Below are 20,054 nucleotides of genomic sequence, written 5' to 3' on the forward strand. Positions count from 1 at the left end.
GACACACGGACGACTTCGGTTCGTCCGCTGATGGAGCGCTCTCTCAGGACCCGCGCACCCCGAGGTGATCCGTGCTGACCAGGGAGGATCCCGACGGAGCGGCCACCTGCCTTCCGCCGCGGGTAACCCACAGGGAAAGAGGGACTGTTGACAGTCGATCAGGCTCCGGTCCACCATCGCCGGAGAACGCTCCCCGCGGACCGTCCGTCCGACCCGGCGGCGCGCTCGCCGAACGGAACGGGCCGCAATGAGAAGACCCACGCTGGAAGTGGTCGCCGCCCGGGCGGGCGTGTCCCGGTCGAGCGTCTCCCGTGTCGTCAACGGGGAGGCCACGGTCGCGCCCGAGATCCGCGAGGTCGTCATGCGGGCCGTGCGCGAACTGGGCTACGTGCCCAACGCCGCCGCCCGCAACCTGGTCACCCGCCGGACCGACGCGGTCGCCGTGGTCGTCTCCGATCCGCCCCAGGGCGTCGTCTCCGACGACCCCCTCTTCTCCACCGTGGTCCGCGCCGTCAGCCGGGAACTGGAGGCCGCCGGAAAGCAGGTGGTGCTCATGCTCGCCGAATCCGACCGGAGCCGGGCCCGCGTCGAGGAGTACGTGGCCGGAGGACACGTGGACGGCGTCATGCTCGTCGCCCTGCACGGTACGGACCCCCTGCCCGCCGCCCTGGCCAGGACGGGCCTGCCGGTCGCCTCGTTCAACCGCACCTGCGCCGCGGACGTGCCGTACGTGGAACTGGACAACGCCGCCGGCGCCGCGCTCGCCGTACGCCACCTTCTGGAACGGGGCCGGCGTCGGATCGCCACCATCACCGGACCGCTGGACCTCTTCGAGGCCCGCGAGCGCCTCGACGGCTACCGCGCCGCCCTGCGCGACACCGGACGCCGGTCCATCGTGGCCCTGGGCGATTTCACCCGGGCCTCCGGAGCGGAGGCGATGCGGCAGCTGCTGGAGGACGACCCGGAGCTGGACGCGGTGTTCGCGGCCAACGACCTGATGGCCATCGGCGCCCTGCGCACCCTGCGGCAGGTGGGCCTGCGGGTTCCCGAGGACGTGGCCGTCGTCGGCTTCGACGACATAGAGGCCGCCTCCTACACCGTCCCCGCCCTCACCTCCGTGCGCAGCCCCATGGCCGACCAGGCCAGGGCCACCGTGCGGCTGCTCTTGGGCCTGATCGAGGGCGGCTCACGGGAGCGGGTGGTCATGCCGAACGACCTCGTGATCCGCGAATCGTCCTGAGGGAGCGCTCCCGGATGTCCCGTCCGGCGGGGAGGCTAGGACTCCCCGCCGGCCGCGGGACCCGTCACGTCCTGGACATGGCGCAGGCCCGGCCCCGCCAGGACCTCGTGGAGCTGCTGGAAGACCTGCCGGGCGCCCACGGCGTTCCAGTCCGCGGGGAGCAGCTCGGCGGGCAGCCCCGGATCGAGATAGGGCAGCCGGCGCCACTCGGTGAGCATCGGCACGTAGTGGCGGAAGGCCTCGGCGGCGTCGATGCCGTCCTGCCGGGCGAGCCTGGCCGCGACCGGCGCGTACGACCCGGTGAAGGTGGCGTACTGGGCCTGGATCGCGGGGAAGTCCCACCAGGAGCTCACCGCCTCCGGCAGGTCGCTGAACGCGGCGTAGTCGGCGGCGGCGAACAGGTGGACGTACTCGCTGAGCCCGAGCCGCACGAGCATGTCGCGCGCGTCCTCCAGGAGCCGGCCCGGCGCCAGCCACACGCCGGGGGCGATGTTGCCGAAGCCGAGCCAGGTCAGCCGGGTGCGCAGCTGGTAGCGGTGGGAACGCTCCGACTCCGGAACGGAGAAGACCGCCATGGCCCAGCCGTCCGCCAGGTCCGCCGGTTCGAGGCTGGCGAAGATGCGCCGGTCACCGGCGTCGAAGACGGGGTGGACGGCCGGGCTGAGCCGGTACCCGGTGGCGCCGCGGCGCTCCGGTTCGAGCACGCCCTTCTTCTTGAGACGGGAGATGGCCGAGCGCACGGCCTGGCTTTCCACGCCGAGCTCCGACATGAGCGTGATCAGGTCGGCGACGGAGATCCAGCCGCCGCTCCCGCGCACGAAGGCCCCGTAGACCGTACTGATCAACGAGCTGGGCCTGAGGGGGCTGTCCGGCATGATCACCTTCCCGTGGGGTGGGTGGTGATCCTATCGAGGGGCGGCGGCCGGGACGCCTCCGGTCACCCCTCGGCCCCCGCCCCCGGGTGCAGGGGAGCCTGCGCGTACGCGCCGGACAGGAGGTGGCCGGCGCCGGGGGACACGGCCGGCAGGCCGAGGGAGCGCAGCATCTGGTGAGCGGTGCACACGGCCGCGGAGACCACCGGCTTGCCCAGCAGTTGCTCGGCCTCCTCGATGGCGCCCAGCGAGGGCATCTGCACGCAGGCCGACAGGACGACCGCGTCCGCGTCGGCGTAGTCCAGGGCGCGGGCCAGGCCGGGGAGCCTGGCCGGGTCGTGGGCGGCGACGTCCAGGTTGTTCGGGATCTCCAGGGCCTGGTGGTCGATGACCTCGATGCCCTCGTGGGTGAGGTAGTCGACGACGGTCTGCGTGAGCGGGCGCATGTACGGCGCCAGCAGGGCCACCTTCCTGGCGCCCATCGTGTGCAGCCCGTGGACCAGGGCGCCGGCGCTGGTGACCACGGGGGCGGGGGCCCCGTTCTCCACGGTGCGCGTGTGCAGGCGTTCCTCGGAGGCGCGGTGGTAGCCGAGCCCCATGCTCATGATGGCGACCAGACAGGCGTATCCGAGTACGTCGACCCGCGCGTCGGAGAGTTCGACGGCGCAGCGGTCGGAATCGGCGTCCATGGCCTTGAGCTGCTCCGGCGTCACGTGCGTCATGCGCATGCGGCTGGAGTGGAAGGTGAAGCGTTCGTCGGGCGCGATCTCCCTGCGGGCCCGCAGGATCGCGGGCACCTCGGTTTCCATGGTGACGTTGGAACTCGGGACGATCTGGCCGATGCGGTAGGTACGGGGCGGCACGGGTGCTCCTCGGTGCTGTGGCGGGGTGTCGGGCGTGTCCGGGGGTGGGCTGGGGCCGTTGGTGGGCCGCGGCGAGGGCCGTGGGTGGCGGGCCGTGGTGGGGCCGGATCAGCGGGCGTCGACGACGGGGTTGGCGAGCGTTCCGATGATCTCGACGGTGGCCTCGACGGTGTCGCCCGGCACGAGGAACTCGGGCGGGACCATGCCGGCCCCGACACCGGAGGGGGAGCCGGTCGCGATGACGTCACCGGGTTCCAGGGTCACGCCCGAGCTGATGTCGGCGATGAGCCGCGCGATGGGGAACAGCATGTGCCGGGTGTTGGACTTCTGCTTGGTGACCCCGTTGACCCGCAGTTCGAGGTCGAGGTCCATCGGGTCCGGCACCTCGTCGGCGGTGACCACGGCCGGGCCGAAGGGGGCGTAGGAGTCCTGGCCCTTGGAGAAGAACCACTGCCCCGAGCGCCGCTGGTCGCGGGCGCTGATGTCGTTGACGACGCTGTAGCCGAAGACGTGGCCGTACGCCTCCTCCTCGGTGACCCGGAAGGCGGTCGTACCGATGACCACCGCGAGCTCGCACTCCCAGTCGAGCTGCGTCGTGAGGTCGGCGTTGTGCAGGATCGGCGCCCCCGGGCCGGTGACGGCGGTGGCGGGCTTGCTGAACAGCACCGGACGCGGCGGCAGGTCCTTGTCGGTGTCCAGGCTCCGGCTGGACTCCTCCACGTGCTCCACGTAGTTCAGCCCGACACCGATGATCTTGCCGGGGCGCAGCGGGGCGCGCAGGGTGACGTCCTCCAGCCGGTGGACGGCCCCGGCGGGCCGGTCCGAGGGGTCGCCGGCCAGCAGGCGGGCGGCCGTCTCGCGGGCGGGGGCGCCGGCCCGGACGAAGGAGAGCAGGTCGCCGGGCAGTTCGACGCCCGCGTGCAGGGCGAGCGCCACGAGGTCGTACACCAGGCCGTCGGCCTGGGCGCCCAGGCGGTCGGCGGTGCCGGTCATCGGCGCGGTCGTGTAGGTCACCAGTCGCATCGGTGGCTCCTAGAAGAGAAGGGGTTGCGGGGTACGGCGGGGTGCGCCGCCGCACCGGGACCGGTGTCAGGGCCGGCCGTCCGGTGCGGCGACGCGGCTCAGGAGGCGGGCTGGTGCCCGCCGTTGTCCGGGTACGCCTCTTCGCGGTGGAAGCCGAGGGAGCGCATCACGGGGAAATCGTTGAAGGAGAACAGGCAGGCGTCCTCGGACGGATCGAGGTTGCGGTGCTCGTGCCAGGCCCAGGACGGCACGCAGAACACGTCGCCCTGCCTCCACTCGAAGCGCTGCCCGGCGATCACCGACACCCCGTGGCCCTTGGCCGCCGTATAGATCACCGACCCGGTGTGGCGGTGGGCCTTGGTGGCCTCGTCCGGGCGCAGCAGCTGCATGTGGGCGCTCATGGTGGGCATCACCGAGCCGCCGGTCACCGGGTTGGTGTACTCCGCGATGACACCGTCGTACGGGGAGCCGCCGGTGGCCGAGGCCAGGCCGCGCAGGGCCTCGTAGGTCTGCTCCCAGGGGTAGGCCAGCAGCGGGGAGTAGGGGCGGGTCCACTTCTGCGAGCCGTACGGGAGCAGGTTCGCGGCGTAGGTCAGGACCGAGGAGTTCACCACCTTCCCCGGCCGCTGGTACAGCTCGGGGTGGACCTCGTAGAACCCGGCGTCCAAGGCGTTGACCAGCGGGATGTCGAGACCGTCCTGCCAGATCACCGGGGCGTCGGCGGCGTCGTTGCCGTGCTCGTGCCAGGTGCCGTTCGGGGTGATCGCGAAGTCGCGGGGGCCGACCTTCAGCCTCTGGCCGTCCACGATCGTCCATGCCCCGGTGCCCTCGTGCACGAAGCGCAGCGCCGCCGCCTGGTGGCGGTGGGCGGTCATGGCCTCGCCGGGACCCATGATCTGCAGCCCGGTGTAGAGCAGTCCGGCGGCGGCGCTGACGTCCCGGCGGCCGGGGTTGACCAGCATCACGACGCGGCGGCCCGCGTCGTCGGCCCGGACCAGGCCGAGAGCCTTGTGGACCAGCGGCCGCAGCTCCTCGTAACGCCACAGCACGGGAACGGACTTGGGCTGCGGGTACCAGGGCTCGATGTCGTTGGCCACCGTCCACAGCGCACCCGCCTCCAGGGCTTCGAGCTCGCCGTAGTAGGCGGTGAGTTCGGGGGTGTCGGCGACCCTGGCGCGGCCGAGCGCGGTGTCGTCCTGGTCGGTGGTCATGCGTCCTCCTCGGGGGTGGCGGTGTGCGGCAGGGCGGTGGGCGGCAGCACGGCGGGTGGCGGCGCGGTGTGCGGGACCGTGAAAGTGACCGGCTGCCGGGGCCGGTTGTCCACTTCGAGGCGGAAGACGTCGAAGCGGTTGTAGTGCCCGGTGATGTCGTGCATCTGCTTGGGCTGGATGCACCGGTTCAGGTCGATCTCGGCGTAGACGATGCCCTCGACGTCGACGAGCGGCTCCGTGACCGGGCGGCCGTCGGGGCCGAAGACGCCCGACAGGGCGCTGCGCGGCCGGGCGAACAGGGCCCGGACCGCCTCGTCCTCGCCGGCGACCGCGTCGACGATCTCGGGGGAGACGGTCGAGCAGGCGACGACGGAGAAGACCTTGCCCTCGAAGCTGTGGGCCGCGGTGCGGACCGCGATGGCCTCGGCCATGTCGTAGTCGGTGGGGGCCACGGGGAGGGCGATGTAACAGGCCGCGTGCACCAGCTCGCCCTGGGCCAGGAGCGTGAAACGGGCCAGGGTGTTGGTGTTCTCCCCGCACGCGAGGGCGCCGACCGGGCCGACGGGCGTCTGGTGGACGCGCAGGGAACTGCCGTCGCCGCCGGTCCAGGTGAGCTTCTCCGCCCAGGTGGGCACCAGTTTGCGGTGCACGCCGAGCAGTTCGCCGTCGGGGCCGATGGTCAGCAGCGTGTTGTAGAGCACGCCCAGGCTGTGCGGGGCGCGTTCGTTGACGCCGATGACCAGGACGACTCCGTACTGGCGGGCCGCCGCGCGCAGGGTGTCGACGTGCGGGCCGGGGACGTCGACGGAGGCGCGCTGCAGGCGCTCGAACCAGGGCGAGCCCTGGACCGGGTTCATCGTCCAGTTCCAGTACGGGTATCCGGGGACGAACGCCTCGGGGAAGACGACGAGTTCGGCGCCCTTGCCGGCGGCCTCCGCGATCAGGGCGACGGCCTTGTCGACGGTGGCGGCGGGATCGAGGTAGACGGGAGCGGCCTGAACGGCGGCCGCGGTGAAGCGGGGCAGGCCGTTCGGAAGACGGGTCTGACGGGTCTGACGGGTGTGACGGGTCTGACGGGTGTGACGGGTCTCGCGGGTATCGCGGATGTCCATGGGCTTCGGCCGTTCCGTTCAGAGGGCCGGCGCGGCGACGCGCGGCAGCCATCGCTGGTGCACCGGTGCGGCGGGCCGCCGCAGCAGTTCGAGGCGGGGCGGCACCCGGTCGGTGCGCGCCGCAGGCGGCCGGGCGCTGCCGGCCCGCCAGGACCGGGCCCACGGCGCGGCCGGGCCGCGGTACCCCTGGGCCGCGGCCGCGTGCAGGGTCCACAGGGGGTCGTGGAGCTGGGCACGGCCCACCGCACACAGGTCGGCGCGGCCCGCCAGGATCACCGAGTTGACGTCGTCGTAGGTGGAGATCGCACCGACGGCGATGGTCGCCACCCCGGTGGTGTTGCGGATCAGGTCCGCGTACGGGGTCTGGTAACTGCGGCCGAAGGGCGGCCGCTCGTGGGGGACGACCTCGCCGGTCGAGACGTCGATGGCGTCGGCGCCCGCCGCGGCCAGGGCGCGCGCGATGTGCACGGCGTCCGCCTCGTCGAGGCCGCCCTCGGCCCAGTCGGCGGCCGAGACCCGGACCAGGAGGGCCTTCCCGGTCGGCCACACCGCCCGTACGGCCAGCAGCACTTCGAGCGGGAAGCGCAGCCGGTTCGCGACCGGTCCGCCGTACTCGTCGGTGCGCCGGTTGGTCAGCGGGGAGAGGAACCCGGACATCAAATGGCCGTGCCCGTACTGGAGTTCCAGGACGTCGAAGCCGGCCCGGTCGGCGCGCTCGGCCGCGCGCACGAAGTCCCGTACGACCAGGTCCATATCGGCGCGGTTCGCCTCTCGGGGCACCGGCACCCGGCCGCCCTCGGCCCAGGGCAGCGGGGAGGCGGCGAGCGGCGCTCCGCCGCCGGCCCGGCGGCCGGCGTGGGTGAGCTGGATGCCGAGGCAGGTGTCGGACTGGCCGTGCGCGAAGGCGGTGATCCGCCGCCAGGCGGCCTCCTGCTCGTCGGTCCACAGGCCGGGGCAGCCCGCGTCGGTGCGGGCGTCGGCGCTGACCGCCGTCATGCCGGCGAGGACCAGGGCCGCGCCACCGAGGGACTGGGTGCCCAGGTGGACGACGTCGAAGTCGCCCGGAACTCCGTCGACGGCCGCGGACAGGGCCATGGGAGGTACGACGATCCGGTTGCGCAGGCGAGAAGACCACCCCGAAGCCGAAGGTGTCGTCGGGAGCGTTGCGCTCCCACACGGTCACCTCCCAGTGCGGGGAGATCTGCTTGGCCAGCGCGGCGAAGTACAGGCCGCCCGGCCCGCCTCCGATGACTGCTATGCGCACGGGGCGCCTCCTCGGTGGTTCTCGATCAGTTCGGGGGCCTGCCGGCCCGCCTTCGTGAGCACGTCGCGGACCTCGGCGGGCCAGGGGGTGGTCCCGGTCGCGCGGGCGGCGGAGTGGGCGATGACCATGCGGCCGGTGGCGGCCCGCGCGCCTTGCTCCCCGTGGACGGCGAAGGCGTAGTGGAGGGAGCTCGCGCCGACCTTGGTGACCCGCAGCTCGGTCCGTACGGCCTCGCCGAACCAGAGCCGGGCCCGGTAGTCGGCCTCGAAGTGGACGCGGGGCGTGCTGCCGAAGAGGTGCGACAGGCCCAGGCGGCGCAGCAGCACGGCCTCGGCCGCCTCGACCCAGCGGATCACGGTGGAGTGGTGGTAGTGGCCCGCGGCGTCGGTGTCGGTCCACTCGACCCGGCGCTCGACGACGACGCTGGGCAGGTCCGGCACCCGCGCTTCGGGACACCCGGCCGCGCACCCGCCGTCGTCGGGGGCCGCGGCGGCTGGGGCGGGAGCGGCTTCGGCCGGTTCCTCTCCCCGGGCACGGAGCTCGCCGCGCCGGAGCTTGCCGGTCTCCGTCCGGGGGAGCTCGGTGACGAACTCCACCGCACGCGGGTACTTGAACGGGGCGATGGCCGCCTTGACGTGCTCCTGGAGCTCGCGGACCGTCTCCGGGACGGCCGGTACGCCCGCGCTCAGCACCACGTACGCCTTGACGAGCATGCCGCGCCGCTCGTCGGGGACCCCGACCACACCGCAGTCCGCCACGTACGGGTGGTCGGCGAGCGCCTTCTCGACCTCGGGACCGGCGATGTTGTAGCCCGAGGAGACGATCATGTCGTCGCTGCGGGCCACGTACCAGAAGTAGCCCTCGGCGTCGCGGACGTAGGTGTCGCCCGTGATGTTCCAGCCGCCCCGGACGTACGAGGACTGGCGCGGGTCGTCCAGGTAGCGGCAGCCGGTGGGTCCGGTGACGGCCAGCAGACCGGGCTGCCCGTCGGGAACGGGTACCCCGTCCGCGTCCACCACGGCGGCCCGGTAGCCCGGGACGGGCCGGCCCGTGGAGCCGGGCCGGATGTCCTCGTCGGCCGCGGAGATGAACACGTGGAGCATCTCGGTGGCGCCGATGCCGTCGATGATGCGCAGCCCGGTGGCGGCGCGGAACTCCTCCCACACGGCGGCGGGCAGGGGTTCGCCCGCCGAGACGCAGCGGCGCAGCCCGGCGAGCCGGCCCGCCGCACCCGCGGCCAGGATCGCGCGGTAGGCGGTGGGCGCCGTGAACAGGACGGTCACCCCGTGCGCGGCCACGAGGTCGGCCAACTGCCCCGGCGTCGCCGACTCCACGAGCAGGGTGGCGGCCCCGACGCGCAGCGGGAAGACCACCAGCCCACCGAGCCCGAAGGTGAACGCGAGCGGCGGGGTGCCGGTGAACACGTCGTCGGGCCGCGGGCGCAGGACGTGCCGGGAGAAGGTGTCGGCGTTGGCGAGCACGTCCCGGTGGAAGTGCAGGGTCGCCTTGGGGCGCCCGGTGGTGCCGGAGGTGAAGGCGATCAGGGCCACGTCGTCCGCGGCGGTGTCCACGGTGGTGAAGACACCGGCCTTGGACGAGCAGCGGACGGTGAGGTCGTCCTCGCCGGAGCCGCCGTACGCGAGCACCCGCGGGGCGGTGTACTCGGCGGCGCCCGCTGCGGCATCGGGGGTCAAGCCGACCGCCGCCTCGATTTCCTCGAGGTAGCGGTGGTCGCACAGGGCGACGGCGGGGCGGCTGATCCCGCACAGCGCGGCGAGCTCGGTGGCGCGGAGCAGCGGCACCGTGGTGACGGCCACGCCGCCGGCCTTGAGCACGCCGAACCAGGCGGCGACGAGCCAGGGGGTGTTCGGGCCGCGCAGCAGTACGCGGTTGCCGGAGACGATGCCCAGGTCCTCGGTGAGCACCTGGGCGACCTGGTCGGCGCGCTGCCGCAGTTCGCCGTAGGTCCAGCGCTCCTGGGCGGTCAGCAGACAGGGGCGGTCGGGGCCCCAGCGCTCGACGGCGTCGTCGAGGAGGCTGCGGGCGCAATTGAGCCGGTCCGGGTAGTCCAACTCCGGTAGATCGAAGTGGAGTTCGGGCCAGAGGTCGAACGGCGGGAGCCGGTCGCGGCAGAAGGTATCGGCGTGCGCCGAAGGGGAGAGCTCCATGGGGCGGCACCTCATTCAGGGAGCAGCGGGGGAGATGGGGCAAGTATCTCGATAAATTGGCGACCGTCAATTCCCCGCCATATCCATGTGGGTCAATCGTCCCCCTCGGCCGGTCTCCCCGGCTCGCCTCCCGGGCCTCCCCGGTGGGTGCGCCGGGCGGCCGCGAGCCTCAGGCGGCCGGCACGCGCACGCGTACGGACTTGCCGAACTCGTCTGCCTGGAAGCTGAGTCGGCCCCCGGCCTCGGTGGTCATCAGGTACACGATCAGCAGGCCGCGTCCGCCCTCGGAGTCCTGGTCCACCTCGCTCCGCGAGTGCGGCAGCCGGGGCGGCGAGGGGGAGCCGTCGGCGACCTCCAGCTGGAGCCAGCCCCCTCGCAGGGAGACCTCGACGCGCAGGCGGCCCGCGCCGCCGGCGTGCAGGACGACGTTCCCGACCAGCTCGCTCGCGGCCAGCAGCAGGACGTCCGCGATCTCGGCGGAGACCTCCCAGCCGTCGAGCACCGACCGGACGCGGGAGCGGATCAGGGGGACGGTCGCCGCGGTGGGCTCGGCGGCCCAGCGGCCGAAGCCGCGGGCCCGGGAGGCGGGGGCGGGGGTGGGGGCGGGGGCGTCCGGGCCGGTGGAGGGCCGGGTCGTGGGCCGGGTGGTGGGCCGGGTGGCGGGGGGTGTGGAGGTGAGCATGGCGTGCTCCCGGAGGGGAAGGCGACGACATTCGCGCGGTGGCTCGTGTAACTGCCGGGGAACTGAGACTGCCCGTGCTCTTGTGGTCTGCGGAAACGCGTCGCTAGAGTCGTGATTACACGTGTAACACGCTAAGCCTCCTCCCCGGCGCGCGCAAGCATTTCGGACATACGTTACGAAGCCTTGTCCGTACCGTTCGCGAGGCCGGGGCCGGATCCGCCGACCCGCACCTGGACCCATCGGCCCCCCGGGCCGAGCAGATTGGAAGGGCCGCAATGACGCAATCGCCCCCCGCCGTGATCGATGCGGCGGACATGACCTGGCCTCCGCCGCCGTTCCGCACCCCCGTGTCCCCCGTCGTGGACGCGGACGGGGTCCGCCGCTTCGACGGGATCACCTACGCGACCTCGCCCGGCTACCGTCCCCGGCTGCTCGACGTCCACGTACCCGCCGGCGAGGGCCCCTTCCCGGTGGTGGTGTGGATCCACGGCGGCGGCTGGCTGGACGGCGACCGGCGCTACCCGCCGCCGACCGTGCCCGTCGAGCTGCTGCACGGGTCGGTGCTGGGGGCGGGGCTGGCCCTCGTCTCGATCGACTACCGGCACAGCCTGGAGGCCCCCTTCCCGGCCCAGCTGCACGACGTGAAGGCCGCGATCCGCTACGTCCGGAAGTTCGCCACCACCCTGGGCCTCGACCCGGACCGGATCGGTGTCTGGGGCGAGTCCGCCGGTGGCCACCTGGCTGCCCTCGCCGGGGTCGTCGGCGCGGACACCCCGGACGCCGCGGCGCTGGAGGGCGCCCACGGAGTGGGCGCCGGCGACACGGCCGTCCGGGCCGTCGTCGACTGGTACGGGGTCTCCGACCTGGTCACCCTCTCCGAGCACCCCATGCCGGCGTTCCCGCCGCTGCCCGGCGGAGCCGAGTTCCCCGACCCGTACGAAGCCCTGCTCGGCGCGTCCGTCGCCGAGAGCCCTGACCTGGCGCGGGCCGCGAGCCCGGTCACGTATGCCGTCGAGGGCTCAGACCCGCCGCCGTTCCTCCTGGTCCACGGAACCCTCGACGGCCTGGTCCCGTACAGCCAGAGCGAGGAACTCGCCGCGGCCCTCGCGAAGGCCGGGGGCGAGGTGCTCCTGACCCCGGTGGAAGGCGCGGACCACATCTTCCTCGGCTCGCCCGACATCGGCCGCATCGTCGCCGACAGCGTGGCCTTCCTTGCCCGCCACCTGGGCGCCTGAAGCTCGTAGCAGGAGAGGGGACGGCCCCGGCGGCGGGCATCGCGGCGCCTCCCGCAGCCCTGCTGCGGGAGGCGCCGTCAGTCGGTGCAGCCGGGGCCGTCCCCGGCCGGACCGCAGTTCTTCGGCCGATCGGTGCGGACCTCGTCACCGTTCAGCGCGAGGACGCCGGACGCCTTGAAGGCGCCGCCGCCCTCACCCGCCCGGTTGCGCGCGAGGGTGTTCTCCTCCAGCGTCGTGCTGCCCAGGCCCTCGGGCCCTCCGGTGGGGTAGAGGCCGCCGCCCTGCGCGGTGCCGCCCTTCGCGATGGCCTTGTTGCGCTTGGCCGTCAGGCTGCCGTCGTCGGGGTTGTCGAGGCCGCCGCCCTGAGCCGTGCCACCCGGTGCGTCGGCGGTGTTGCCGGTGATCTGGCTGTCGGTCAGGTCGAGTGTCCCGAAGGGCCCCACGCGGACCCCGCCGCCGCGCGCGGTCCCGTTCTCCGGGACGGCCCGGTTGCCGCTGATCTTCACGCCGCTCACGGTCATCAGGGCGTTGTTGGTGATGCCGCCGCCCTGGGCGACGCCGTGCGGGCTGTCCGAGGTGTTGTCCGTGATGCCGCCGCCGGTGATGGTCATCCTGCCCGGCTCCGGGAGGCCGTCGGATACGGCGGCGCGTGAACCCGCCCCGGGCGAACGCGTCGGAGCGGGAGGTGTTCCCGGTGATCTTGCTGCGGATCACGCTCATCCTTCCGGTGTTGGAAATGCCGCCGCCGCAGGCCAGGCCCGGCGGGTCGGGGAAACCGGGGCGGTCCGTGGCGAAGCCGCCGCTGAGCGTCGTGCGGTCGAGCGTGAGGTTCCCCGCCGGGCCGATGAGCAGGATCCGGAAACTCGGCACCTTGTGCCCTCGCTCGTCCCGCTTGATCGTGGGCCCGCGCCCGTCGATGGTGATCTCACTGGTGATCGCCGGCAGCCGGTTGCCGGGATTCACCGGGTCCGGAGCCGTCAGCCTGTACGTGCACGTGTGCGCCAGCTGGAGGGTGTCCGGTCCGGGCGAGGCTTTCGCGGTGTTGATCGCGGCGGCCAGACCGGGAACCGAGAAGGGAACCTCCACCGTGGCGGCGTGGGCGGCCGAGGCGGGGGCCGCCGCCAACGCGCCCGCCACGAGGCCGAGGACGGCCGGGACTTGCCGACGAGAGATCGGGGGACCCTCCTTCTGCGTTGTGGGACCGGCCGTCAGGGCACCGCGGCCGACCGAGCCCAGCCGACCCACGCGTGACCGTGGCCGGCTGCCCGGCTTGATCCATACAGGCGGGCGGACACCCCGGACGGAGCAGGAGAACGTACGAACGATGAGATGACGCCCCGATCCCTCGCCGCGCTTCGCACCGCGGCGGCGCGCGCGGATTCTCCCTCGGAGGGGCCGGCCGGAGACCTCGCCTCCTGGGTGTTTCTCGGATCATCGTGCCCGATCAAGGATGGCGCGTCTCAGGGGCTCCCTTGCCGTGGTTCTGGCGGCAGACTGGTCGGCAGTCATTGAGGGGAACCGGGGGATAAGTGGACTCAACTGAGCTTGCTGTAGCGGCTGTTGCTGTGGTCGTCGCTACGGTCACGGGGGCGGCGACGGGTGTCGGCGAGGGGGTCGGCGCTGCCGTGGCCGAGATGGTCCGCGGCCGGCTGCAAACCTCCGAGAGGGGGCGAGTGGCCTTGGAGCGGCTCGACGCCGCTCCAGGCGCGGTGGCGGTACAGGAGGAAACGCAGGACGTGCTGTCGGGAGAGATCCACAGAGACCCGGAACTGAAGCGGCAGCTTTCGGTGCACCTGCTGCAGAGTTCGATGCACGGGAGCGGCAATATCACCATCTCGGGCGGTAAATTGTCCGGCAGTCAGATTTCGATGGGCCCGCTGACCATAAATAAATCGACGACAAGTGGGCGAGTCGTCATCGGCGTGTTGATGGCACTGATCCTGGTACTGGTTGCGCTCGGTATCTATGGAGCCTCGAACCTCCTCGGTTTCGAGGAGGCGAAATCGGACGGAGTCGTCCTCGATGATGCCATGGTCGTCAAAGCGCTAATCAGTCAAAAATCGGCCGCGGAGGGCTGGTCCATCGAAAACCCTCGTTTGCTGGAGGGGGAAAGTTCCAGGCAGTACTGCGCGAGCAATACGGGCTCCAACTGCGCCGATCTGGCGGCGCTCGGCCGGATATCCATGGAGAGCGCACCCGAATTCGACGCTTCCAGCGGAATGTCTATGGTTGCCATCGGAATCATACATGTCTACTCTTTCGTCAATCCGGACAGTGCGAAAGCGGTCATGGATTCGGCAGTCTTGAAATAAGAAGAGAAAGGGCAGGAGGAATTTATGCCCCTAAAAACAAAAAATGCCTCCGATCAGTCGATGGTTTTCAGGGAGGACTACAGCTACCGGTTCTTCGTTCGAACCGGGGCGGTGTTCGTCGAGTTTGCTATGGGAGGAACCCAAGACCCCGCCAAAGTGCAGAAGGTGGTGGACATGCAGCTCGACCGCATAGACACGGTGAGGGGCGGGAAGAACCCCGACGCGTGAGGGTGCGAAGCTTCGGGCGGTTACAGCCCGGGGGCTGCGGTCCGTGAGGATCCGCCCGAGGGCCTCCACCGGGGCAGCGCCTCCAGCACGTTCGGGCGCCGCCAAGCCGGTCAGAGGCCGGCCGGTGGGGCGCCGGCCGGGTGAGGCGTGGATCCGGGCGACGGCGCGCAGGATCTCGTCTCGGTTCTGCGCTCGCTTGATCCATGCCGGAAGGCGGGCCACCAAGGTCATCTTTCGCCCGGTGTCGCACCAGGGCGCTCGTTCTCGCAGCGGTGGTTCCACGAAACGGCGGATCAGGTCGAGATGGTCCAGGTTGTACACCCACAACCACCCGTGCCGGGTCTCCACCTGGAACCACCACGGCATGCCGGCGTACGGATCCGTCGCTGGTTGAGCCGTGCCGCGGGAGAGCGCGACGAGACGGCGGCTCCAGATCCGTGACAGCCCGCAGCCACGGCAGCCCAGACGTCTCGGCCTGAAGGGGATCCGACCTCCGGGCTTCACTCTCCGCTCTATCGTGGGCACGCTCCGTGCGCCATAGTGGAGCCAAGGGGAGCCGAACGCGGGGGATGTTTCGTGATCGAGCAGGCGTATGCCCAAGCCGACGACAAGACCACACCGGCGGTCAAGGACATCAGGGCGCGGATCTCGACGGCGGTGGACGCGACGACGGGCACCGGCCTCGAACGCCTCCAGTGCTGGTTGCAGATGCCGGCCGATTCCACGTTCCCGAAGATGCTGGACAGCGACTGTCAGGTGCGCGCCAAGAGGGTCGGCGGCCTGCTGAGCCCTGGGAAAGGCGGGCTGAGCGAGCCCAGCGACCTCTCGGTGGCGCTCGGCGTCCCGGCCAAGTGGACCGCCATCGACACGGCCTTGAAGGCCGAGCGTGCCGTGTACGTCAACGGTTCGACCGGACATGTGGGCGGGGCCCAGAGCAAGTTCAACAACAAGGGCAACACCGGATTCCACGTGATCGTCTTCCTGGCCGTCGGGCAGGAGGCCGACGGGCGAGGCTATTACCTGGGCTTCGACCCGGACGTCAGTGCCACGACCGGGTCTCGGGAGGCGTGGAAGGCGTTGGTCGCCGGCGTCACCGAGACGAAGCCGCAGGACTTCACTGCCGCGAAGAGCCTGGAGGTCATCAAGTCGATGATGCTCGGCAGCGCGGAGGGCGGCTTGGGCCCGCTGGCCCGCAAGTACTACGTCGACACCACCAAGGCCTTCCCCAAGATCATTCGCGCCTGACTACACCGGCGGTGACCCGCCTTCACATGTGGGGGATGTGACGGGACTGACCGGCCGGGACGCGGTACTTCCGGTTGGTCCCGGGGCGTCCGGGGGGTCTCAGGTGGTTTCGCGTTGGATCAGGATCGCCTCTATGTCCGGTACGGGCGCCGTGGTGCCCGTTTCGATCAGGTCGTGCACGGCGTCGGCGACCATGGCCGGGGAGGCCAGTTGGAGGCGGATCGAGGTCAGCGGGGGGTCCTGGAGCGCGGAGACGAGCAGGTCGTCGGAGCCCATGACCGCCACGTCCTGAGGTACGGAGATCCCCTCGGCCCGTAGGGCGTGGAGGAGCAGGGCCGCGTACTCGTCGTTGTACGCGAACACGGAGTCCAGCCCGAGGCTCCGCCAGCGCCGGGCCAGCGCGGTCGCGGACTCCCGGGTGTAGGAGAGTTCCAGCGGGGTGACCGTGGCCATGTGGCGGGCGGCGACCGATTCGGCGCCGGTGAGCCTCGGCTCGGCGAACAGGCCGAGGCCGCGTTCCTGGGGCATGACCACGCCGATACGGGTCCGGCCGCGGGCGATCAGGTGCTCGGCGGCGGTGCTGCCGATGAGGGCGTGGTCGAAGCCGATGGTGTGCACGCCCGGCACGGGGCGGGCGGCGAAGGCGATCAGCCCCCGTACCCCGGCGCGCCGGAGCAGATCGGCGGCCTGCGCGGTGAGGCGGTCGCCGTCGAGGGCGATGACGGCCGCCGGACGCAGTTCGGCCCAGGCGCGGGCGGCGTCGAGGGAATCGTTGAAGCGTCCGGCGTGCAGGACCGCGGTGTAGCCGTGCCGGTCCAGCTCGCTGTGCAGGTCATCGACCCAGTCGCTGACGAGGCGGCCGACCGCGGAGATCGACGAGGGCATCAGGACGAGATTGCTGCGGCCGGCCCGCAGGGACCGGGCCGCGGCGTGCGGTACGTAGCCCAGCTGCCGGGCGGCGTCGAGCACGCGGGCGCGGGCGGCTTCGCCGACGCGGTGGCCCTGGGTGTCGTTGAGGACGAAGGAGACCGTGGCGCGGGACACCCCGGCGAGGCGGGCCACGTCGGCGCTGGTCGGGGACGCCGGAACAGGAGTGTCTTTGGCCATGACGTCGATCGACGCTCCTTTTGATCGGCTCGATGCCTTCCCTTCGAAGGTTACACGAGTTAGATCAAGGGAGCGGAGGCCCGCCCGGATGGGCGGGCGGGCTATTCGGGCCGCGAGAGCGCTCCCTCGTGCAGGCGCAGGGAGTCCCCGGCGAGGTCGTCCAGCGCGCCGACCACGGTGTCGAAACGCATGGTGGTGCGGGTCTCCATCTCGTACGGGTCCCAGGTCGGCATGTCCGGATGGTTCGGGTCGCCGGTGCGGACGAAGGCGATCCACGCCTCGTGCATGGTGTGCCTGAGCCCGTCCCGGACGGCGGGGTCGAGCCCGGCCGTCAGGGGAGCGTGGGCCCACTGGTCGAAGTTGGCGAAGACGAAGGGAAGTTCGAGGCAGTGGGCGGCTCCGAGCCGGCCGTCGTAGGCGGCAGACGGGAGGTCGAACTGATAAGCCCACACCGGATGCCCGGCCGCGGCCCGCGCTTCGGCCAGCCGGAGGGCGGGCACGCGGAAGAGCTCATCGGTGATGAGGTCCATCAGGACGCCGGCCGGCCCGGCCCCCGGGCGGGCGCGCTCGTACGCCGCGTACACGCCGGGGGCGGCTTCGGGGCCGAAGGCATCCGCGATCCGGGCGGTCACCTGCTCCCGGTCGGCCGCGCCGTAGGTCTCGTTCAGGGCGAATCCGAAGTTGGCCTCCTCCCGCGTCCAGCCGATCATGACCTCGATGTCCGCGGCAGCGCTCTGCAGCAGGGCCCGGGCCGGGTGGCGGGGCAGGGTGACGCCGTCGATCACGGGCAGGAACGGCGTGGGCCAGTAGCCCCACCGCGTCGTCAGGGCGAAGAGTCCGCCCATGGCACCGATCAGCTCGGGCCACGGCAGGGTGCGCAGCTCGGCGAGGGTCTTGACCCCGGCGAGCTCCAGGTACGCGGTGGTGCGCTCCCGGTAGGCGTCGGGTGCGGGGAGGTCCAGCCCGAACGGCGGGCTCATCAGGATCACCCGGCGGATCAGTCCGAGGGCCTCGGGCAGCCCTGCGAGGGCGGCCGTGGACACCGCGCCGCCCGACTGGCCCGCGACGGTGATCGAGTCGGGGTCGCCGCCGAAGGCGGAGATGTTGTCCCGTACCCAGCGCAGGGCGGCGAGCTGGTCGCTCAGCCAGTGGTTGGCGCCGGAGCCGTCGGGCTGCTCCGTGGAGTCCGTGTAGAGGTAACCGAGCGGGCCAATGCGGTAGTTGATGCTGACGACGACCAGGTCCCCGTCGCGGGAAAAGGCCGCGCCGGAGTAGTTCGGCAGTGACCCGGAGCCCGAGACGAAGCCGCCGCCGTGGATCCAGACCAGCACCGGTCGGCGGGCTTCGTCGACCGCGGGGGTCCAGATGTCGAGCGTCAGGCAGTCCTCGTCGAAGGGCGGCGCACCGTGCCCGCCGAGGACGGGGTCGCCGCCCTCCGCGTACATCTGCGGGGCGCTGGGCCCGTCGGCGGTCGCGTCCCGGGTGCCGCTCCACCCTGGATGGGGCTGCGCGGGCCGCCAGCGCAGTTCGCCGACCGGGGGTGCGGCGTAGGGCACGGCCCGGAAGACGGTCAGCCCGTCCTCGACCGCGCCGAGGAGCGAGCCCGCGGGCGGGTGCGCCATGGGGTGACCGGGTCCTGGGGTGGGTGTCATGAGTCGATCCTTCCTGGTCCGCGCGCCGAACGCGTGCCGGCTCGTCGAGGATATGGCGAAAATTCGGCGACCGTCAATGTTTCGCGATAATCGGGCTGGTCGGACGGGCCCCGTGAGTCCTGCGAGGGCCTGTCGTCACACTCCCGCCGTCGCCCGAAGGGCGGCCGCGCGGCGTCCGTTGCGTGCTCTCGGCGTGCCGGGCGTCGCGCGGTAGGCGGGAGTGTGACGACAGGCCCTAGGGCGATCGGCCGGGCGTCAGGTGGGAGTCGGGCCGTTGTCGGCTGCGCCCGTGGCGAAGTGAGCGGGGAATCCACTCCCTCGAGGGAGTGGGGCGTCACATCCAGAGGGTGTCCGACGCCATGCGTTCCGCCTCCGTCTCCAGCAGGGGCGCGAACGCCCGCCACAGGAGCAGGCAGGCTCCCACGGCCGCCAGGGCGCCCGCGAAGGTGTCGCTCAGCCACTGGGCGTGCTGCCACGTGCGGCTCCACATCATGGCGCCGGTGTACGCCCCGCCGAACAGCCACCACCAGCGCCGGCCGCCCGGCGGGAACAGCACCACCGCGGCGGCGATCACCAGGGCCACCGCACTGAAGACCTGGCCGGACGGGTACGAGCCGTCGTTGACCAGGGTCCAGGTGTGCGGCGGCCGCGGCCGGTCGGCCAGCTGTTTGAGCGGCAGCACCAGGAGCATGTTGGCCACGACGGTCGTGGTGAAGACGAAGAGTGCCGACCGCCAGCGCCCGTACATGCACAGGCAGCCCATCAGTAGGAGCGGAACGACCGTGCCCAGGGGCCCGCCCAGGCGGTCGAGCACGGTGGCGAACCCGCTGGCGGTGTCGGCGGGCGACCCCTTCAGCGAAGCGGCCCACGCGTCGTCGAGCCCCTGGAAGAAGGGTCGTTCGTCCAGGCGCAGCAGCAGTCCCGTCAGCGCGGACAGCAAGGTCAGTGTCGCGCCCCAGGCCAGGGCGTGGCGGGGTGGAGCCGCGGGGACGGGACGCCGGGGTGGCCGGGCGGGGAACGGTGGCGGGGTGACGGTGTGGCCGGGGAAAGCGGACATGGCGGAACCTTTCGCTGCCGCCTCTCGGGGTGGTGGGGCACCTGGAAAGGCGTCGGACGGGCGCGGAGCGCGCGGATGGAGGGAGCGGGCGTGGCGAAGCGGACGCGCTCGGAGCGGGGGGTGGTGGGGAGCGGGCGTGGTCAAGCCGACGGGCGCGGAGCGGGGGACGGTGGTGGGGAGCGGGCGTGGTCAAGCCGACGGGCGCGGAGCGGGGGACGGTGGGGGGGCGGGCGTGGTCAAGCCGACGGGCGCGGAGCGGGGGACGGTGGGGGGGCGGGCGTGGCGAAGCGGACGCGCTTGGTTGGGCGAAGCGGGTGCGTGGAGGTGGGCGGGCGTGCCGAAGCCGGTGCGCGTCGAACGGGGTGCAGGGCGGCGGGCGTGCTGAAGTCGATGCGCCGAGCTGGGGGTGTGCGGAGGGGGCCGGGTGTCCCGGCCTTCGGGACCGTGTGCGGCCCGGTCACCCGGTCACCCGGTCACCCGGTCACCCGGTCACCCGGTCACCCGGTCACCCGGTCACCCGGCCGCCCGGCCGCCCGGGTCGTTCGAGCCGCCCGGCGTGTCCGGGCGTCCCGTGGTGCCCGTACGGCTCGGTCCCTCGGAGCCCTGAGCGGCCTGGCCGCCTGAGTCACTCGAGCCATCCGGTGTGTTCGAGCGTCGGGTGGTGCCCGTAGGCGTAGGGCCGGTGCGGCCCGAGCTGTTCCCGGTGCCCCGCCCGGCGCCCCGCCCCGGGCGCGCCGGCCGGGTGGTGGCCGAGCCGCAGGGGTGGGTGGGCTCCGGCCGGGG

At 72.3% G+C, this 20,054-nt stretch carries 17 protein-coding genes and 1 pseudogene; 5 read left to right on the forward strand and 13 right to left on the reverse strand.

The genetic code is table 11. The features are described 5' to 3' along the window. The first annotated feature begins 247 nt into the window (after positions 1-247). Positions 248-1,240, forward strand: a complete 993-nt coding sequence (locus ACIQV3_RS02240; protein ID WP_403708844.1) for a LacI family DNA-binding transcriptional regulator — start codon at positions 248-250, stop codon at positions 1,238-1,240. 35 nt (positions 1,241-1,275) lie between these two features. Here the strand turns inward: ACIQV3_RS02240 and ACIQV3_RS02245 are convergent, their stop codons facing one another. The 9 genes and pseudogenes from ACIQV3_RS02245 to ACIQV3_RS02285 form a co-directional block, all read right to left on the reverse strand. Continuing rightward, on the reverse strand, positions 1,276-2,115 hold the full coding sequence (locus ACIQV3_RS02245; RefSeq protein WP_403708846.1) for a PaaX family transcriptional regulator C-terminal domain-containing protein: 840 nt from the start codon (positions 2,113-2,115) through the stop codon (positions 1,276-1,278). A gap of 62 nt (positions 2,116-2,177) precedes the next feature. Next, positions 2,178-2,921 carry an Asp/Glu racemase gene (locus tag ACIQV3_RS02250; RefSeq protein ID WP_403709154.1) on the reverse strand — a complete coding sequence of 248 codons (744 nt, stop codon included), beginning with the start codon at positions 2,919-2,921 and terminating at the stop codon, positions 2,178-2,180. A gap of 162 nt (positions 2,922-3,083) precedes the next feature. Further along, the gene (locus ACIQV3_RS02255; RefSeq protein ID WP_403708848.1) at positions 3,084-3,998 is read right to left on the reverse strand and encodes a fumarylacetoacetate hydrolase family protein; all 915 of its coding nucleotides are present in this window, start codon (positions 3,996-3,998) and stop codon (positions 3,084-3,086) included. Between the two features lie 98 nt (positions 3,999-4,096). Beyond that, entirely contained in the window at positions 4,097-5,209 is a 1,113-nt protein-coding gene (locus ACIQV3_RS02260) for a cupin domain-containing protein (protein ID WP_403708850.1), read from the reverse strand. After that, on the reverse strand, positions 5,206-6,321 hold the full coding sequence (locus ACIQV3_RS02265; RefSeq protein ID WP_403708852.1) for a carbon-nitrogen hydrolase family protein: 1,116 nt from the start codon (positions 6,319-6,321) through the stop codon (positions 5,206-5,208). Before ACIQV3_RS02265 ends, ACIQV3_RS02260 begins: the two co-directional genes overlap by 4 nt. 18 nt (positions 6,322-6,339) lie before the next feature. Next, positions 6,340-7,416: a hypothetical protein gene (locus ACIQV3_RS02270; protein WP_403708854.1), complete on the reverse strand. Its 1,077-nt coding sequence runs from the start codon at positions 7,414-7,416 to the stop codon at positions 6,340-6,342. A 159-nt stretch (positions 7,417-7,575) separates the two neighbouring features. Next, a complete protein-coding gene (locus ACIQV3_RS02275) occupies positions 7,576-8,025 on the reverse strand; it encodes an acyl-CoA thioesterase (RefSeq protein ID WP_403709156.1) in 450 nt (149 codons plus the stop codon). A 60-nt stretch (positions 8,026-8,085) separates the two neighbouring features. Continuing rightward, a pseudogene (locus tag ACIQV3_RS02280) lies at positions 8,086-9,753 on the reverse strand (AMP-binding protein); the annotation flags it as partial. A gap of 169 nt (positions 9,754-9,922) precedes the next feature. Next, positions 9,923-10,435 carry an ATP-binding protein gene (locus tag ACIQV3_RS02285; RefSeq protein ID WP_403708855.1) on the reverse strand — a complete coding sequence of 171 codons (513 nt, stop codon included), beginning with the start codon at positions 10,433-10,435 and terminating at the stop codon, positions 9,923-9,925. Between the two features lie 275 nt (positions 10,436-10,710). Here ACIQV3_RS02285 and ACIQV3_RS02290 point away from each other — a divergent pair, with 275 nt between their 5' ends. Beyond that, the gene (locus tag ACIQV3_RS02290; RefSeq protein ID WP_403708856.1) at positions 10,711-11,670 is read left to right on the forward strand and encodes an alpha/beta hydrolase fold domain-containing protein; all 960 of its coding nucleotides are present in this window, start codon (positions 10,711-10,713) and stop codon (positions 11,668-11,670) included. Positions 11,671-11,747: 77 nt separating this feature from the next. On the opposite strand, the gene ACIQV3_RS02295 is transcribed toward ACIQV3_RS02290, so the two are convergent. After that, positions 11,748-12,281, reverse strand: coding sequence for a hypothetical protein (locus tag ACIQV3_RS02295; protein WP_403708858.1), 534 nt, complete (start codon positions 12,279-12,281; stop codon positions 11,748-11,750). Positions 12,282-13,199: 918 nt separating this feature from the next. On the opposite strand from ACIQV3_RS02295, the gene ACIQV3_RS02300 reads away from it, so the two are divergent. The 3 genes from ACIQV3_RS02300 (at position 13,200) to ACIQV3_RS02310 (ending at position 15,455) form a co-directional block, all read left to right on the forward strand. Continuing rightward, positions 13,200-13,982 (forward strand): hypothetical protein, encoded by a 783-nt coding sequence (locus ACIQV3_RS02300; RefSeq protein WP_403708860.1) that lies wholly within the window; start codon positions 13,200-13,202, stop codon positions 13,980-13,982. A 60-nt stretch (positions 13,983-14,042) separates the two neighbouring features. Further along, a complete protein-coding gene (locus ACIQV3_RS02305) occupies positions 14,043-14,210 on the forward strand; it encodes a hypothetical protein (RefSeq protein WP_403708862.1) in 168 nt (55 codons plus the stop codon). A gap of 576 nt (positions 14,211-14,786) precedes the next feature. Continuing rightward, positions 14,787-15,455, forward strand: coding sequence for a hypothetical protein (locus ACIQV3_RS02310; protein ID WP_403708864.1), 669 nt, complete (start codon positions 14,787-14,789; stop codon positions 15,453-15,455). A 99-nt stretch (positions 15,456-15,554) separates the two neighbouring features. Here ACIQV3_RS02310 and ACIQV3_RS02315 read toward each other — a convergent pair whose 3' ends face one another. The 3 genes from ACIQV3_RS02315 to ACIQV3_RS02325 form a co-directional block, all read right to left on the reverse strand. Further along, positions 15,555-16,562 carry a LacI family DNA-binding transcriptional regulator gene (locus ACIQV3_RS02315; protein WP_403708866.1) on the reverse strand — a complete coding sequence of 336 codons (1,008 nt, stop codon included), beginning with the start codon at positions 16,560-16,562 and terminating at the stop codon, positions 15,555-15,557. A 101-nt stretch (positions 16,563-16,663) separates the two neighbouring features. Next, on the reverse strand, positions 16,664-18,214 hold the full coding sequence (locus tag ACIQV3_RS02320) for a carboxylesterase/lipase family protein (RefSeq protein WP_403708868.1): 1,551 nt from the start codon (positions 18,212-18,214) through the stop codon (positions 16,664-16,666). A gap of 334 nt (positions 18,215-18,548) precedes the next feature. Continuing rightward, positions 18,549-19,271, reverse strand: coding sequence for a phosphatase PAP2 family protein (locus tag ACIQV3_RS02325; RefSeq protein ID WP_403708870.1), 723 nt, complete (start codon positions 19,269-19,271; stop codon positions 18,549-18,551). Positions 19,272-20,054: the final 783 nt, after the last annotated feature.

The organism is Streptomyces sp. NPDC099050, from assembly GCF_044759865.1.
In the GTDB taxonomy this organism is placed as follows: Bacteria; Actinomycetota; Actinomycetes; order Streptomycetales; family Streptomycetaceae; genus Streptomyces.

Bases quoted from the DNA above. Each gene is read 5' to 3' on its own strand.
- ACIQV3_RS02265 (WP_403708852.1), bottom strand. From the start codon at position 6,321: ATGGACATCCGCGATACCCGCGAGACCCGTCACACCCGTCAGACCCGT.
- ACIQV3_RS02305 (WP_403708862.1), top strand. From the start codon at position 14,043: ATGGTTTTCAGGGAGGACTACAGCTACCGGTTCTTCGTTCGAACCGGG.
- ACIQV3_RS02260 (WP_403708850.1), bottom strand. From the start codon at position 5,209: ATGACCACCGACCAGGACGACACCGCGCTCGGCCGCGCCAGGGTCGCC.
- ACIQV3_RS02255 (WP_403708848.1), bottom strand. From the start codon at position 3,998: ATGCGACTGGTGACCTACACGACCGCGCCGATGACCGGCACCGCCGAC.
- ACIQV3_RS02295 (WP_403708858.1), bottom strand. From the start codon at position 12,281: ATGACCATCACCGGCGGCGGCATCACGGACAACACCTCGGACAGCCCG.
- ACIQV3_RS02245 (WP_403708846.1), bottom strand. From the start codon at position 2,115: ATGCCGGACAGCCCCCTCAGGCCCAGCTCGTTGATCAGTACGGTCTAC.
- ACIQV3_RS02240 (WP_403708844.1), top strand. From the start codon at position 248: ATGAGAAGACCCACGCTGGAAGTGGTCGCCGCCCGGGCGGGCGTGTCC.
- ACIQV3_RS02285 (WP_403708855.1), bottom strand. From the start codon at position 10,435: ATGCTCACCTCCACACCCCCCGCCACCCGGCCCACCACCCGGCCCACG.
- ACIQV3_RS02320 (WP_403708868.1), bottom strand. From the start codon at position 18,214: ATGACACCCACCCCAGGACCCGGTCACCCCATGGCGCACCCGCCCGCG.
- ACIQV3_RS02250 (WP_403709154.1), bottom strand. From the start codon at position 2,921: ATGGAAACCGAGGTGCCCGCGATCCTGCGGGCCCGCAGGGAGATCGCG.
- ACIQV3_RS02290 (WP_403708856.1), top strand. From the start codon at position 10,711: ATGACGCAATCGCCCCCCGCCGTGATCGATGCGGCGGACATGACCTGG.
- ACIQV3_RS02325 (WP_403708870.1), bottom strand. From the start codon at position 19,271: ATGTCCGCTTTCCCCGGCCACACCGTCACCCCGCCACCGTTCCCCGCC.
- ACIQV3_RS02270 (WP_403708854.1), bottom strand. From the start codon at position 7,416: ATGGCCCTGTCCGCGGCCGTCGACGGAGTTCCGGGCGACTTCGACGTC.
- ACIQV3_RS02315 (WP_403708866.1), bottom strand. From the start codon at position 16,562: ATGGCCAAAGACACTCCTGTTCCGGCGTCCCCGACCAGCGCCGACGTG.